The sequence below is a fragment of the Pueribacillus sp. YX66 genome, from assembly GCF_041725775.1.
Taxonomy (GTDB): domain Bacteria; phylum Bacillota; class Bacilli; order Bacillales; family UBA6769; genus Pueribacillus.
This window is the reverse complement of sequence record NZ_JBEUEL010000047.1, coordinates 1-14,372: the sequence shown is the minus strand read 5'-3', so window position 1 is coordinate 14,372 and position 14,372 is coordinate 1. Positions and strand designations below refer to the sequence as shown.

General features: G+C 38.2%; 14 protein-coding genes. 2 read left to right on the top strand and 12 right to left on the bottom strand.

What is annotated here, in order from left to right; translation table 11 throughout:
- Positions 1–380: 380 nt before the first annotated feature.
- From trmL to queG, 4 genes are all read right to left on the bottom strand, one after another.
- Positions 381–851, bottom strand: a complete 471-nt coding sequence (trmL, locus tag ABU914_RS14445) for a tRNA (uridine(34)/cytosine(34)/5-carboxymethylaminomethyluridine(34)-2'-O)-methyltransferase TrmL (RefSeq protein ID WP_379670409.1) — start codon at positions 849–851, stop codon at positions 381–383.
- A gap of 12 nt (positions 852–863) precedes the next feature.
- Positions 864–1,745, bottom strand: coding sequence for an amidase domain-containing protein (locus ABU914_RS14440; RefSeq protein ID WP_379670408.1), 882 nt, complete (start codon positions 1,743–1,745; stop codon positions 864–866).
- 104 nt (positions 1,746–1,849) lie between these two features.
- The gene (locus ABU914_RS14435) at positions 1,850–2,386 is read right to left on the bottom strand and encodes a methylated-DNA--[protein]-cysteine S-methyltransferase (RefSeq protein WP_379670407.1); all 537 of its coding nucleotides are present in this window, start codon (positions 2,384–2,386) and stop codon (positions 1,850–1,852) included.
- Positions 2,387–2,434: 48 nt separating this feature from the next.
- Positions 2,435–3,598 carry a tRNA epoxyqueuosine(34) reductase QueG gene (queG, locus tag ABU914_RS14430; RefSeq protein WP_379670406.1) on the bottom strand — a complete coding sequence of 388 codons (1,164 nt, stop codon included), beginning with the start codon at positions 3,596–3,598 and terminating at the stop codon, positions 2,435–2,437.
- 84 nt (positions 3,599–3,682) lie between these two features.
- Here queG and ABU914_RS14425 point away from each other — a divergent pair, with 84 nt between their 5' ends.
- Positions 3,683–4,354, top strand: a complete 672-nt coding sequence (locus tag ABU914_RS14425) for a B3/B4 domain-containing protein (protein ID WP_379670405.1) — start codon at positions 3,683–3,685, stop codon at positions 4,352–4,354.
- Here the strand turns inward: ABU914_RS14425 and ABU914_RS14420 are convergent.
- The 4 genes from ABU914_RS14420 to ABU914_RS14405 all read right to left on the bottom strand — a co-directional run bounded on the left by ABU914_RS14420 (position 4,341) and on the right by ABU914_RS14405 (position 9,962).
- Positions 4,341–5,192, bottom strand: a complete 852-nt coding sequence (locus ABU914_RS14420) for a MurR/RpiR family transcriptional regulator (RefSeq protein WP_379670404.1) — start codon at positions 5,190–5,192, stop codon at positions 4,341–4,343. The two genes, ABU914_RS14425 and ABU914_RS14420, sit on opposite strands and share 14 nt — an antisense overlap.
- Positions 5,193–5,249: 57 nt before the next feature.
- Complete coding sequence (locus ABU914_RS14415; RefSeq protein ID WP_379670403.1) at positions 5,250–6,623, bottom strand: aspartate aminotransferase family protein; 1,374 nt, start codon at positions 6,621–6,623, stop codon at positions 5,250–5,252.
- Positions 6,624–6,854: 231 nt separating this feature from the next.
- Entirely contained in the window at positions 6,855–8,855 is a 2,001-nt protein-coding gene (locus ABU914_RS14410; RefSeq protein ID WP_379670402.1) for a TRAP transporter permease, read from the bottom strand.
- Positions 8,856–8,951: 96 nt separating this feature from the next.
- Positions 8,952–9,962, bottom strand: coding sequence for a TAXI family TRAP transporter solute-binding subunit (locus tag ABU914_RS14405; protein ID WP_379670401.1), 1,011 nt, complete (start codon positions 9,960–9,962; stop codon positions 8,952–8,954).
- A gap of 199 nt (positions 9,963–10,161) precedes the next feature.
- On the opposite strand from ABU914_RS14405, the gene ABU914_RS14400 reads away from it, so the two are divergent.
- Positions 10,162–10,608: an Hsp20/alpha crystallin family protein gene (locus ABU914_RS14400; RefSeq protein ID WP_379670400.1), complete on the top strand. Its 447-nt coding sequence runs from the start codon at positions 10,162–10,164 to the stop codon at positions 10,606–10,608.
- Between the two features lie 347 nt (positions 10,609–10,955).
- Here ABU914_RS14400 and ABU914_RS14395 read toward each other — a convergent pair whose 3' ends face one another.
- The 4 genes from ABU914_RS14395 to ABU914_RS14380 form a co-directional block, all read right to left on the bottom strand.
- A complete protein-coding gene (locus tag ABU914_RS14395; protein WP_379670399.1) occupies positions 10,956–12,236 on the bottom strand; it encodes a type II restriction enzyme in 1,281 nt (426 codons plus the stop codon).
- Entirely contained in the window at positions 12,220–13,059 is an 840-nt protein-coding gene (locus ABU914_RS14390) for a DNA adenine methylase (protein ID WP_379670411.1), read from the bottom strand. Before ABU914_RS14390 ends, ABU914_RS14395 begins: the two co-directional genes overlap by 17 nt.
- A gap of 221 nt (positions 13,060–13,280) precedes the next feature.
- A complete protein-coding gene (locus ABU914_RS14385) occupies positions 13,281–13,733 on the bottom strand; it encodes a cupin domain-containing protein (protein WP_379670410.1) in 453 nt (150 codons plus the stop codon).
- Between the two features lie 271 nt (positions 13,734–14,004).
- Positions 14,005–14,372: transposase (locus ABU914_RS14380; protein WP_379670398.1), on the bottom strand; the 368-nt coding region annotated here is incomplete at its 5' end.

Sequence of the window (14,372 nt, the reverse complement as noted above, 5' to 3'; positions counted from 1 at the left end):
TGGCAAGATAGGAAGGAGCAAAACTCAATGCACCTTAAATTTATAAAAAAGTTGTCTTGACGATGGGGTCCACTTTAAAATGACTTGTAATATACGTGTTCTTTATGGAAATACATCCCCTTTTTGACAAGTTTATCTCAACGGTATTGAAAGGTTCACTTTCTGTTTCCGTTGCGCTATAATATAGACTAGATTATACATACGGCATTATACAATCGCTGTTCAAGGAGGAACATGACATGAGTTTTATTTTAATTTTAGGCGTCTGTCTTGCTTTTCTTACTGCTATTTTTACTGCAGGCTATAACGAACGCCCAGGTTTAAAGAAAAAATAACATAGAAGTAGAAAAAACGACCATGTAAAGGTCGTTTTTTTACCTTTATCGTACGTTTGGGTAACCTTGTTGCCTAAGAACCTCATAGACAATAATCGCAGCAGTGTTCGATAAATTCAATGCACGAACAGAATCAGTCATCGGCAACCGTAAACAACGTTCACGATTATTTTCAATGACTTCTTTAGGCAAACCACTCGTCTCATTCCCAAAAATAAAATAATATTCGCGACTCGAATCTTCATAATTAAAATCCGTATGTTTACATGTTCCAAATTTTGTTAAATAGTAAAATTCCCCTTCGTTTTTCTCACAACATTCAGTTAACGAATCATAATAACGCACATCGACAAACTTCCAATAATCTAGTCCTGCTCGTTTTAACATTTTATCATCAGTTGAAAACCCAAGTGGCCGTATAAGATGTAACACTGCATTCGTTGCTGCACACGTTCGTGCAATATTACCCGTATTTGCTGGAATTTCTGGTTGATATAAAACGACATGTATCCCCACAATTTCACCCCATCACCCATCACGAATATGAAAAAATTTATATTGGATTTGATCGGTATACGCCGTCGAATCTTCGTACGCCCAATACCGCATACGGCTATTCGTTGTATGGGCATTGACAAGTGGCATATTGTTTTGATCTTTTGCAACGACGATCGTATTATGTTGCCACTTTCCATCCCCGTCAAAATCATAGCAAATAACGTCTCCAAGTTCCAGATGTTCAGGACGATTTACTTCATTTGCTTGCAAACCTGCTTTCGATGTACCTAAGTACCAGCGTAAAGCATGAGCGACTGCCCAGCTGTAACTCCAAGTATCATTTTGATACCACCATCCCTGAGAACGATTTGAATAGCCCCTCATCGGCGCACCACCCGCATGTAAACATTGTGATACATAATTTGTACAATCGACATCAAATTTACGGTAAGCAGGATTATAATCATTCCACCATCGTTCTGCATATTGGACAGCTTGTAAACGATTATACGAAAAACGGACAGAACGGATAATCTCTTCCTCACTCTCTCCTTTTGTTTCAGCATCCGACATTTTTTCATTGTACACGCAATCTTCAATTAACTGCTCATGCTGAAACATCGCTTTTCGTTCTTCTATCCGCTCCTCAATATAAAAATGTTCCTTTTGCTTCATGAGCCATTGATGATGTATCCCATAACGAACGATATCTTTACCATCAACAGATTGAAACCCTCCGATCTGTACACGTGAGGTCGCTTTCACGATTTTCACGTTACGATCGCGAAGTTGGAATATTTTTCGTTCATGTGCATCCTGTTCAAGCTTCTGAAAAGTATCCACTCGCTTATCGTTTACAATGAAGTCATTACGGTCGATCCAGCAGTTTTTCAGCTGTTCTATCCAATCCATGAATACTCCTCCCCTTTCAAACTGTAACTACCTTCCACTTTATGACGGAGGAGCTTGACTTTTGCCTATTCAAAAAAATAAAGAACCAAATTCAGGTTCCTGTTTTAAGACGAATATTCATTTAAAAACTGTTTTTCAAAGTTTAACAAAAACTCTTTTTTTTCAATCCCTCCACCATAACCGACTAATGCACCATTTGATCCGATTACACGGTGACATGGAATAATAATTGGAATCGGATTTTGGTTATTCGCACCTCCAACCGCCCGAACGGCTTTAGGCTTTCCAATTAATTCAGCAACTCGCTTATAACTCATCGTTTCACCATAATGAACATGTTGCAACTCATTCCACACCTTCAATTGAAACGGTGTTCCACGCAAATCTAACGGCAATTGAAACGAAGTTCGTCTCCCGTAAAAATATTCTTTAAGTTGCTTCATTGCGTCTGATAACTTTTCATCGTTATGCGTAAACTCGTGTTTCAAAAAATGTTTATTCATTTTCATTTTCAGCATTGCTTGCTCTACTTTGCCGAATTCGATTGAGCAAAGCCCTTTTTCAGAGGCGAATAGTGTTAAAGGACCTAGCGGACTTTCCATTTCAGTATAAAACAGTTGTAGTCTCGTCTTAGACTCCATAAACAATCCCCTCTTTACTTAGTAAAGTACTTTCCATATTGTATAAAATTACGAGCGAGAAGGCGACTCTTTTGTTAGCTTGTTTTTTGCGATAGCTAGACCTTTTTTTATTTCCTGCAACACTTCTTCATCATTTTCTACCGTTTCCATCGTTTTTAATGCTAAAATCGCTTTTTGACCACCAATTTTACCGATGGCCCATGCCGCCGTCCCCCGAATAACTGGACGAGGATCCGTTTTCATCACATCGATTAAATCATCGAGTGCCGTCTCATCCTTGAAATAGGCAAGAGCAATGATTGCATTTCGTTGGATTGGCTTTTTCCCTCGCCATGATCCCGATACAGTTCCAAATGTTTCTTTAAATTTTCGGTTGCTTATTTTTAATAACGGTTTTAATGGAGGCATCGCAAGTTCTGGATTTGGTTCAAACTCCTCATGCAAATAAAAGTTTTTATTTTGATTACGTGGGCATACGATTTGGCATTTATCCATTCCATATAGTCGATTGCCTAACGTGTCACGATATTGATCGGGGAGAAAGTCTTTCGTCTGCGTTAAATATGCTAAACATTTTTTCGCATTAAGTTGGCCACCTTGAACAAGTGCTCCTGTTGGACAAGCTTCGACACATTTGTTGCATGATCCACATGAATCTAAAATGGGTTCATCAGGTGGAAACGGAAGGCTCGTAATCATCTCACCTAAATATACATATGAACCAAACTCTGGTGTAATGAGTGAACAATTTTTTCCGACAAATCCTAGTCCTGCTCGTTCCGCAACGGCACGATCAGACAACTCTCCTGTATCGACCATAGATTTTGTGACTGCTAAAGGCACACGTTCTTTAATAAAAGCTTCAAGTTTAATTAACCGCTCACGAAGAACGACATGATAATCACGACCCCATGAAACGCTTGCAAACAATCCGCGGCGATTTTGCTTCTCATTTTTTGGCGTTTTTTTCAATCTTGATGGATAGGCTAATGCAATAGAGATAATCGATTTTGCTTCAGGCATAATGAGTTTTGGATCGGTACGTTTATCAACATCTTGCTCTTCAAACCCTGACTGATAATTTAATTGTTGCTGCGTACGAAGTCGCTCCTTAAGCTCAACGAACGGATCCGCTGTCGTGAATCCAATTTTATCAATCCCGATTGTTTTACTATATTCAATTATTTCTTGTTTGAGCATGTTTAACGACATCAAGCATTCCTTCCTTTTCATCAAAAGAGTGATCGTATGTTAAAATGTTTGCTAGTAACGATGAGGCGACAAGGAGGTCACGATATGGTTCATGTTTCAATTTCAAGAGCAATTTTTCAACACGTTCCACGCTTTAAACTTGGTGTTATTCATTATAACAACATCGTTGTAAGTTCTTCACCTCAAATGCTTCGTGGGCGTTTTCATTTATTTCAAGAGCATTTAAAATTTGAATTTGAAGGAAAAAAAGTAGCCGAGAACTCAGCTATTCAGGAGTGGCGAACGATCGTAAAAACGTTCGGAATCGATCCGTCAAGATATCGTCATTCAGCAGAAGCTTTGTTGCGAAGGGTAACGAAAGGAAAATTCATTCAATCTATTAATTCTGCGGTAGATGTGACAAACCTTTTATCTTTACAATACAAAATTCCTTTCGGAATGTACGATTTGGACAAACTTGCTACACCGGTTCAACTTGATATCGGTGCTAAACAAGATGAATACGAAGCATTAAACGGACGGATATACAATTTAACAAACAAACTTATGCTACGTGACGATAAAGGTGCATTTGGAAGTCCATTTGTCGATTCGAAACGGGCGAGTGTTTCCGAAAATACGAAAAATGGTTTACATATCGTCTATCTATTGCCTTCCGTTAAAGCATCTAACGCTACGGCACAGCTTCATGCCATCGCAGATATGTTTTGTTCGTTACACGGAGGCGATTATACTCCTCAACTTATTGAGGGCTAAATATACTGAACCGTTCCCAAACGTCTTCTAGTTCTTCTAGATGTTGCTCAATTTCAACACGTTTTTTTCTACCGACGGCTGTAATGAGTGCATTAATTAAACTTAATGGCGCAACGAAAGAATCGATAAACGATGGCATATCGCTTCTTGCACATAACGCAATGTTAGCATATGGAATTAAAGGAGAAAGCATATTATCTGTAATCGCGATCACTTTCGTTCCGCGATCTTTTGCAAACGAAACGGCTTCGACAGTATTTTTCGTATACCGAGCAAAGCTTAATCCAATGACGACATCATTTTCATCGATTCGAAACAACTTTTCAGAAATTCCATGTGGATTACGGATAAGTTCAGCATTTTCAAACATGAGGTCAAAATAGAATTCTAAAAACGATCCAACAGAAACTGCACTTCGATTTGCAATAATAAAAATCCGATTCGCCTGAATAATGGCGTCTACCGCTTCATGAAATTTCGCAAGATCTAACTGTTCAGCCATCATTTGAATTCGTTGAACGTCTTCATTAAACATTTCATAGATCGCTTTATCTTCTTTGTCATAGACATCATCAGACAGCTTTAACCGTTCAACCGTCGTCAACTGTTTTTTTACCGCTTCCTGCATGGCCCGTTGAAATTCAGGGTAACCTTCGTAGCCAAGGAAAGTTGCGAAGCGAACGACAGTCGCTTCGCTAACCCCTACCATTTTTGCAAGTTGCCCAACATTAAAAAAAGGAACAGATTCGGTATTACTTAAAATATAGAGAGCAATTTTTCGTTGTGACTTACTCATTTCATTTACTTTTTCTGAAATGTATCGATACACATCAACCATTCGCTATCCCTTCCATTAAAAAAGTTGGCTACCACAAAAAGTGGGAGCCTGTTGTTACTAACGTATTTTTTTAATGACATGTTCGTGTACTTCTATTGTATCATGTATATCGTTTTCTGTGTGAGCAACAGATAAGGAATAGCGATTCATCGGCTTCGTATAAATCCCTAATTTTAATAACTCATAATCGATTCGTTTTCTTAAGTCAACATTTGCTTTACCCATGTCACGGTAGTTACTAATTTTTTCATTTGATAAGACAATGTTAAACATACTCCCCATACCAATCGCTTGCATATCAATGTTGTAACGGTGATATAATGATTCGAGTTCCGTTCTTAACATTTTTGAATTTTTGAGAAGAGTTCGCATCGTGTCACCTTCCTCAAGCACTTCAATCGTGGCAAGACCCGCAGTGAGTACCGTCGGATGACCGTTATACGTCCCGCTATGAAACATGATGTCGTCAGATCGCTTGTTTTTTTCACCTGCAATTAAAATATCATTTCCGCGCTCAGGTGACATGATTTCCATCATTTCTTTTTTTCCTCCAACCGCACCAATCGGGAAACCGCCACCGAGTACTTTTCCTAATGCGGTTAAATCAGGTTTTACGTTGTAAACTGACTGCGCTCCTCCTAAATGGAGACGAAATCCGGTTTTAACTTCATCAAAAATTAACAAAATCCCTAACTCTTCTGTTATTTTACGTAACTGATACATAAAATGCTCATCAGCTGGAATATATCCTCCTTGAACAGGCTCTAAAATGACAGCTGCAATCTCGTCTTTATGCTTCCGCAAAATTAGATCGGTTTCAGCTATATTGTTAAACGGCAACACGATCGTATGCTCAAGATCATAATCTGAAATTCCTTTTGAATCAGGAACAGATCGAGGAATTGTTTCATGACCAGCGTTCATTACATCTGGATTCACACTTATAAGCATTTGATCGTACCCGCCGTGATAATGACCTTCAAATTTTGCAACTTTTCGTTTCCCGGTTATCGCTTTCGCGAGCCGAATCGTTAGCAAAGTTGCTTCAAGTCCTGAATTTGTAAAGCGAACCATATCAATACTTGGGAATAGTTCACATAATTTTTGGGCCATCGCTAATTCTAATTGATGAGGTGCTCCAAAAACAGATCCTGTTGACTGTAAAAAAGTTACAACCGCTTCATTTACTTTCGGATGCCCATGCCCTGCAATAAGCGCTCCATAACATAATAAATAGTCAACATACTCATTACCGTCTACATCAATTAATCGACTTCCTTTCCCCCTCTCCATGACGATCGGATGCGGTTGAAAATACTTAATGTTTGCGGTTACTCCGCCCGGAATAACTTGCTTAGCCTCTTCAAACGCTTCTACCGACCGTGACATGTTCTTAGAAATTACATTTGGCACAACGACTTGTTTGCCCATTCCACACATCCCTTTTTTGATTTTGAAATTTGAATTTCATTATTTTAATTTATGTTAGTTTTATTTCATTATACGCAATTGTTTTTCAAAATGATAGTGAAATGTAATAAATATTTCATAAAGTAGCAAAAAAATTACTCTCCAATGTTAACTTACGTTATATTGAGATGAAAATGAACAAAAATAGGCTCGTGAACAACTGATCTCGTTCACAAGCCTAAATAAAAAAGATTAACTAAGTGACATGCGCGGACGTTCAATAATATCTTTCGGACGGCGTGATTGAATAAATAAGACGCCTAAAATCACCGAAACTCCAACTATATCTGTTACATTTTCCGGAAAGATTAAAGCTAATCCTCCAGTAAATAATACAAATCGCTCCCATATGTAAGCATTTCGAATAAAGTAGCCCATCAAACCACTGCTTATGCCAATCATGCCTATGACAGCGGTAATAACTGAGATTGACGTTGGAATCCATTCAGCGTCAATTAACAATAATTGTGGATTCAATACAAACATATACGGAATAATGTAGGCAGCTGTGGCTAACTTAAAGGCCGTCACTCCACTCATAAATGGATTCGCCCTCGCTAATCCCGCTCCCGCATAAGCTGCTAAAGCAACTGGTGGTGTAATGTCAGCAACGATTCCAAAATAAAAGACGAAGAAATGAGCGGCAAGTACAGGTACGTCTAAGCCTAGCACTAAAGCAGGGGCAGCCATCGTTGCAGTAACAACGTAGTTTGCCGTTGTCGGTAATCCCATACCTAAGATCAAACATGCGATCATCGTAAAAAAGAGTGTAAAAATTAAGCTTCCTCCACCTAGAGCAATAATTCCATTTGCAATTCTTCCTCCTAGACCTGTTTGAACAACGACACCAACAATAATGCCTGCAGCTGCACAAGCGGCTATAACCGGTAATGCCGTTCGTGCACCTTCTTCAAATGCCTTAAAAACACCCCAAATCGACATTCGCGTCTCTTTTCGAATTAAACTAACTAAAAAAGAAACTAAAATCGCGATTAATGCTGCCCTCATTGGGGTCCGACCTGTTAATAACGTATAAAATATAACGACAAGCGGTAAAATTAAATAGCCTCGTTCCCTCATTAACTGACCGATTCTCGGCAGTGAATCCTTTGAGAAACCAACAATTCCTCTTTTTTTCGATTCAAAGTGAACCCCGAAAAAAACTCCTAAAAAATAAAGTGTAGCTGGAATAATGGCAACAAGCATAATATGGCTATACGGTATTTCTGTGTACGTAGCCATGATGAACGCAGCAGCGCCCATAATCGGAGGCATGATTTGGCCACCTGTTGAAGCGCTCGCTTCTGTTGCAGCTGCAAACTCCGGCTTATAGCCAGCTTTTTTCATCATCGGAATCGTAAATGAACCTGAGCCAACTGTATTCGCAACCGAGCTTCCAGAAACCATTCCTTGCAATCCGCTTGCAACAACCGCCGCTTTCGCTTGACCTCCTGTAAATCGACCAGTAAGCGCAAAAGCGAAATCATTAAAAAATTGTCCAACGCCAGTCCGAATTAACATTACACCGAAAAGTAAAAATAGAAAAATAAACGTTGAAGATACTTGAATAGGTGTACTATAAATTCCTTTTGTCGTTAAATATAAGTCTGTTACTAACGTTCCCCAATCAAATCCTCGATGCGCAAACATTTTCGACGGAATATAGTTCCCGTACAACGCGTATAAAATTCCAATTCCTGCAACAATCACAATCGGCAAACCTACACAGCGCCTTGCCGCTTCGAGCACGAGAAGAACCCCCAATGTTGCGACAATGTAGTCCAACGATGTATAACCGAAAACAATTTTTTGGCTAACGAGCTCCTCGTAAAAAACGACGTTATAATATCCGACACCGAGAGCGATAAAAGCTAATATAGCATCATACCACGGAACACCTTTTTGCTTACGTTGCAACCCTTTTTTAATTGGAAAAAGCAAAAAAATAAGTCCTAATGCTGTACCAAGATGAATCGGTCCTTGAATACGTGCTTCAAAAGCTCCACGAAAGCCGGTAAATAAATGGAAAAGTGTTAAAGATACTGCAAGAAAAAACACAACCCAAGACCATTTTCCAAGATTCCTGCGATACGTACTTTCGCGGTCATACTTTTCTAATATTTCATCTACGGATAAGTCCTCATCTTTTACATCATTTTCCTCTTCTCGTTCTTTTTTAAACCACTTTTTCAAGTAATCACCCGCCCTTTTTACCTCTTAGAAGTATGCTACTTGTTAAAAAAAGGACCAGGACACCGAGTGTCTGGCCCTTTAAGTAAAACAGATTACTTATCTTATCCCAATTTCTTGATAATATTTTTCTGCACCTGGATGCAATGGTAAATCACCAAGTCCGTTCAGTGCATTTTCTTCCGTCATATGTTTTGCTTGAGGATGAGTGTTTTCAGAAGAATTTTCAAGCATCACTTTTGCAAGCTGGTATGCTAAATCATCATCGACTGTATCCGTATTCGCGACGAGAACCGCAAAAGCTGAAGCAGCTGGAATATCTTCTTCTAGCCACTCATACGCCCCTGCTTCAATCGTATACGCAGAATAACCGCTGTTCTCTTCGATATACTCAATCGCTTCATCTGAAATCGGTAAAAACTTTACATCATTCACCGACGCTTGTAACTCATCAATTCCCGCATCAGGAAGTCCAAGAAGCCCAAATGAAGCATCGATCGTTCCGTCTTGAAGCTTTGACTTTGCGTCACCAAAGCCTTCTTGATACGCTTCATAATCGCCTTCTTTTAAGCCGTACGCTTCAAGTACCATGATCGTTGCAGCCTGTGTTCCGCTTCCAGGTGGTCCAATTGCAACTCGTTTCCCTTTTAAATCTTCAATGCTATTAATGCCCGTGCTCTCACGTGTTACGACTTGAAGCACTTCAGGATAAATGTGTCCAATATACGCAAAGTTTTCAACCTTATTCCCTTCAAAGTCGCCTGTTCCAGCTAATGCATCATATGCAGGAAGGTTAACAGTCATACCAAGGTCAAATTCACCATTTGAAATTTTCGCTAAGTTTTCTACAGAAGCACCAGATTCTGTCGATGTTACGTTTACATTCTCAATATTATTGTTCCATACGTTAGCCATCTCCGCACCTAGTGGGAAGTATGTACCGCCTTGGCTCCCTGTTCCCATAAGCAAATCAATGGTACCATCGCTATCAGCTGGAGTGCCTTTATCATCATCTGCTGCACCATCATCATCTCCGCCACCACATGCTGTCATAAGTGCTAAGACTAAAAGTAACAGCATGGACAAAAAGATATGTTTCTTCTTAAACATCTTATCTCCCCTTTGTATAGTTTTTGAAAATTTATCCTAGTTTATACTTAGATGTAAAATGTCTAATTATTCTGCCTTTTTGTCATAATAACACAAATTTATAAAGACATGCAATCTATCATGTGAAAACAATGTTTATTTTTTAAAATTGAGGAAATAGTAAGGGTGACCAAAAGACTATAAAGGAGGATGTTCCCCTATGACTCTCACCCCATATGATCCGTTTAGACAATTAGTAAATATGCGCAAAAATTTTGAGAATTTCTTTTCAGACTTTGACTTTGCTTCTACAATTAGTTTTGATAAGCACTTTAGCGGAATAAGAGTCGACGTTCATGAATCAGAAAACGAAATCATTGCAACGTGTGATCTTCCAGGTCTTGAAAGTAAAGAAGATCTCAATATCGACATTCAAGATAATAGACTATCGATAAGCGGAACGATGAATCGTTCAAAAGAAACGAAAGAAGAAAATGTTCACCGGCAGGAACGTTTCGTTGGCCGTTTTCACCGCTCCGTAACTCTGCCAAGCCGTGTGAGTCATGAAGAAGTAAAAGCATCTTATCGAAATGGTGTACTCGAAGTACGCATGCCTAAATTAATGAAAGACGATAAAAAGAAAATTGATATCGAATTTTATCATTAAACTAACGTTCAAGCTGTCGAAAATCTTTCTCCGACAGCTTTTTAACTGTATATTTACATATTATAACTAACAGGCCATTTCTATTTCTATAGGGAGAAAACACTAAATATATAGTTGAATTATCACAAGTACAAATCTAAATCGACTTTCAAAAAAACGGGAAAGTTTAAGAACAACACGGGCTTTGAGAATGAAGCATAGCAAACGAATAAGTACTGCTTGCAATTGCCTGTCGAAAAGACTCAATACTCCGATACTTCTAGCAAAAAAAGCGCAAAAGTCGCTACTATAACAAAAAACTCATGACGATTATGACTAGCTGAAGCGTGTGAATTTTCCTAGAACTTTTAATATGTTTTCGGCAATTCTACAATCCATTTAATCCAGCTTAACACCGTCTGTGCACGGCGATAATAAGTACTATCTGCATGAAGATTATATAGCTGGCAGTTCTTCATAATTTCAACAACCCGTTGCTTGCATGGTAATCGATTCGTTTTCAAATATTCTGCAAAAACCTGATTGAACGGTTTATGTTCAAATATAAGTTGAGCAAGTTTAAGAAATTTTTCTTTCGTCCTCTGCCCCATCAATCGTTTTCCTGCTCGTGTTAATGTGAACATCGTTTGCCGGTCATCATTTGTATATTTTTCAATGAGACCAAGATACATGCCTGCCGTCGTGTAATAATTTGTTTGCCGGTCGTCAAAGTCATAGTTTAATGTGATATCATGCTTGCTTAGATCTTGTCCCATGAGCAAACTTAACAAATCGACAACTCTTGGAAATGAATCCGCTTGTGGAAACGGAAATTTAGGTTCCGGCTGAACGTTAGTTTGTTTAAAAAGATCAATGATATTTTCAAATGTTAAATGCTCATGAGCGATGATATAATCTTTTTGCTCCACAAGCTGTAACGAATTATAACGTTCATCGTTTAAAAACTCATAAATAAAGAAACTAAAAATATCATTTGAATATGTAAAAAAAATCGGTTTCACCCGTTTATTCGTTTTCCGTTTCCATAATCGGTACGGATAAAAAAGTTGCCTAACAAGAAAGTCTTCAACCTTCTGATTTTTTGCTTCAATAAGCATAAATTGACTTATACTTTCATAACCGCCATCAATTTCCACTTGTGAATTTTTTATAGTAATTTGATGGTCAAAACCACTTCGCATCCGAATATTAAAATCAAACTGTTGCGATGACATTCGCCCCGAAATCGTTTGAAATGCCTTCTCACCGAGAACATCCTCAATCATTCCTGTCACAAATGCACAATGAAGGGCTGAACTTTCTGAATACAAGTTCGTCGGATCAATCGTCGTAATTTCAGGAGGAAAACTGATTTGTTCAGGTTTAATTGAGTTATCATATTCTACTTTCTCATACGCATCAAATTCACCAATAATATAACTTGAACGAGAAATAGGCAAAATAGACAATCCATTCTCTTTAAAAAGCTTCGGCAAATGTTTCGAATGGTCAAACTTTGCCATTAGCCTCGGCTCACGCTCTTTTTTAATTTCTTTCGCTTGAATAATGAAATAGCCGTGTTGTTCGATAAACTGAAGAATGTTGTGACGCTCGAAAAGCACGTCCCAAGCTTTATTGGTCACACTCATAATTTCTCACCAGCACCTCGTCAATTTTCCCCCTTTTTGATGCAACCGAGTTAATATTGCGATTTGCAGAAACGACGTCAATATGAAAATCCGCATAAATGTCTTTAATAAAATCTGTCGCTGAATTGCTTAATAACACATAACAGCCCCGTTCATGTAGCTCAACAAACAAGTCTCGCAAACGTAATTGATCTTCGCGGTTGAAACCATCCAAACTATAACCTGTAAACGATGACGTTTCTGATAACGGATCGTACGGTGGATCAAAATAGATGAAATCGCCTTCTTTTGCATCAGCTACAGCTGTTTCAAAGTCGACATTTAATATCGTAATCTCGTTTGCTTTTAAATAATGGTTCACTGCTCGTAAAACATCTTCATTTACAATTTTCGGATTTTTGTATTTACCAAAGGGAACATTAAATTGACCTTGACTATTTACCCGAAATAAACCATTAAAACATGTTTTATTTAAATAGATCATTCGAGCTGAACGTTCAATCATCGATAAGTTTTTAAATTCATCCGATCGATCTAAATCTCGAATCGCATAAAAATAATCTTTTTCATTTTTATGTTTTCTTAACGCTTCAATAAGTTCCTCAACATGCTTTTGAATCACGTTGTATGTATTAACTAACTCAAAGTTAATATCGTTAATCACTGCTTTCTGCGGTTGCAGATCAAAAAGAACCGCACCAGCTCCAACGAACGGTTCAAAATACGTATCATAGTATTTCGGAATATATTTGCGAATTTCTGGAAGGAGTTGACGTTTCCCCCCAGCCCACTTTAAAAATGGTTGTGCTCCAATTGCCACGATGTAAGTCTCTCCCTTTCACAAACACGAACGAAAGTTCCAGTCTATCATAGCATGAAACCGAGGACAATTGCACTCATTACTATAAAGACCTCATTTAGTAAATAAATAAATAAAAAAGCTTATAACCTTAAGATAATCCGATTATAAGCTTTTGTAGATTTTGGCTTTAATGTTTTTCAATTATTCTAACGTGTATTTTTAACCTTTAACATAAAAAGTACTTATGAATGTTCAGCAGCGATTGCATCAGCTTTAGTTACATGAACGGTACCAAATGGATGCTCTGGTGGTGCATAAATCGAATACAATTTTAAAGGAGTATGACCAATGTTAATAACATTGTGCCACTTTCCAGCGGGAACAAAAATTGCATCATCATCAAACACTCTTCTAACAAAACTTAAATTTGTTTGTGTATTACCAATTTGAACAATGCCTTGACCTTGTTCGATGCGGAGAAATTGATCAACATGAGGATGCATTTCCAAGCCGATATCTTCACCTACTCCTATACTCATCAACGTAACTTGCAAGTGATTCCCTGTCCATATCGCCGTTCGAAATGTCCGGTTTCTACTTGCGGCTTTATGAATATTTATAACAAATGGACGGTTCCCATGATCCCTACTTAACCTATCCTTTGTTGGCCGTCCCAAAGGATACGATTGCCCCATGTCATCTATTCCTTGATATGGGGCATTTCCATAATTAAGAAACGGGCCCCCGTTTGCATAGTGAGGATGAAAATACATATTCGGTGCAAAGTACATCTTTCTCACTTCCTTCTTTACTATTTCAACCTATCCTATGTAAACTGCCTAAAATATGTTCGTTAAATCGAGACTTAAACGAGGTTTTTTGAGTCAAGTCCATGATCTTATGTAAATTGCTTTACCATGTTTTTAACCCAAGATTGATTGTTGGGGGTACCCCAACAATTTTCATTCAAAATTGAATATACTTTCTGGGAGAACTCAGCCACTCTTCATGGATATCTATGAGAATAGCTCCAATTAGCCGATTCGCTGATGCGATATTCGGAAAGATACGAATAATTTTTTCTCGTCGGCGAATTTCTTGATTTAAACGCTCAATCAAATTTGTGCTATTTAATCGGGAGTGCCCCTTACCAACGACGGTGTATTGAAAAGCATCTTCAAATCCTTCATCTAGTTTTTGGCAGGCTTTCTCATACTTTTTATTGTCCGCGTAGGCACGTAACAGTTCGTTTTTCTCTGCTCTAGCTAATTGAATATCTGAGAATCGAAAGATTGCTTTAACAGCTTCACGAAAGGTTTTGGAATCCTTTTTAG

Excerpts from the sequence above, each read along its gene's own strand:
- ABU914_RS14425 (WP_379670405.1), top strand. The coding sequence starts at position 3,683 with ATGGTTCATGTTTCAATTTCAAGAGCAATTTTTCAACACGTTCCACGC.
- queG (WP_379670406.1), bottom strand. The coding sequence starts at position 3,598 with ATGTCGTTAAACATGCTCAAACAAGAAATAATTGAATATAGTAAAACA.
- ABU914_RS14400 (WP_379670400.1), top strand. The coding sequence starts at position 10,162 with ATGACTCTCACCCCATATGATCCGTTTAGACAATTAGTAAATATGCGC.
- ABU914_RS14395 (WP_379670399.1), bottom strand. The coding sequence starts at position 12,236 with ATGAGTGTGACCAATAAAGCTTGGGACGTGCTTTTCGAGCGTCACAAC.
- ABU914_RS14440 (WP_379670408.1), bottom strand. The coding sequence starts at position 1,745 with ATGGATTGGATAGAACAGCTGAAAAACTGCTGGATCGACCGTAATGAC.
- ABU914_RS14405 (WP_379670401.1), bottom strand. The coding sequence starts at position 9,962 with ATGTTTAAGAAGAAACATATCTTTTTGTCCATGCTGTTACTTTTAGTC.
- ABU914_RS14435 (WP_379670407.1), bottom strand. The coding sequence starts at position 2,386 with ATGGAGTCTAAGACGAGACTACAACTGTTTTATACTGAAATGGAAAGT.
- ABU914_RS14415 (WP_379670403.1), bottom strand. The coding sequence starts at position 6,623 with ATGGGCAAACAAGTCGTTGTGCCAAATGTAATTTCTAAGAACATGTCA.
- ABU914_RS14420 (WP_379670404.1), bottom strand. The coding sequence starts at position 5,192 with ATGGTTGATGTGTATCGATACATTTCAGAAAAAGTAAATGAAATGAGT.
- ABU914_RS14385 (WP_379670410.1), bottom strand. The coding sequence starts at position 13,733 with ATGGGGCAATCGTATCCTTTGGGACGGCCAACAAAGGATAGGTTAAGT.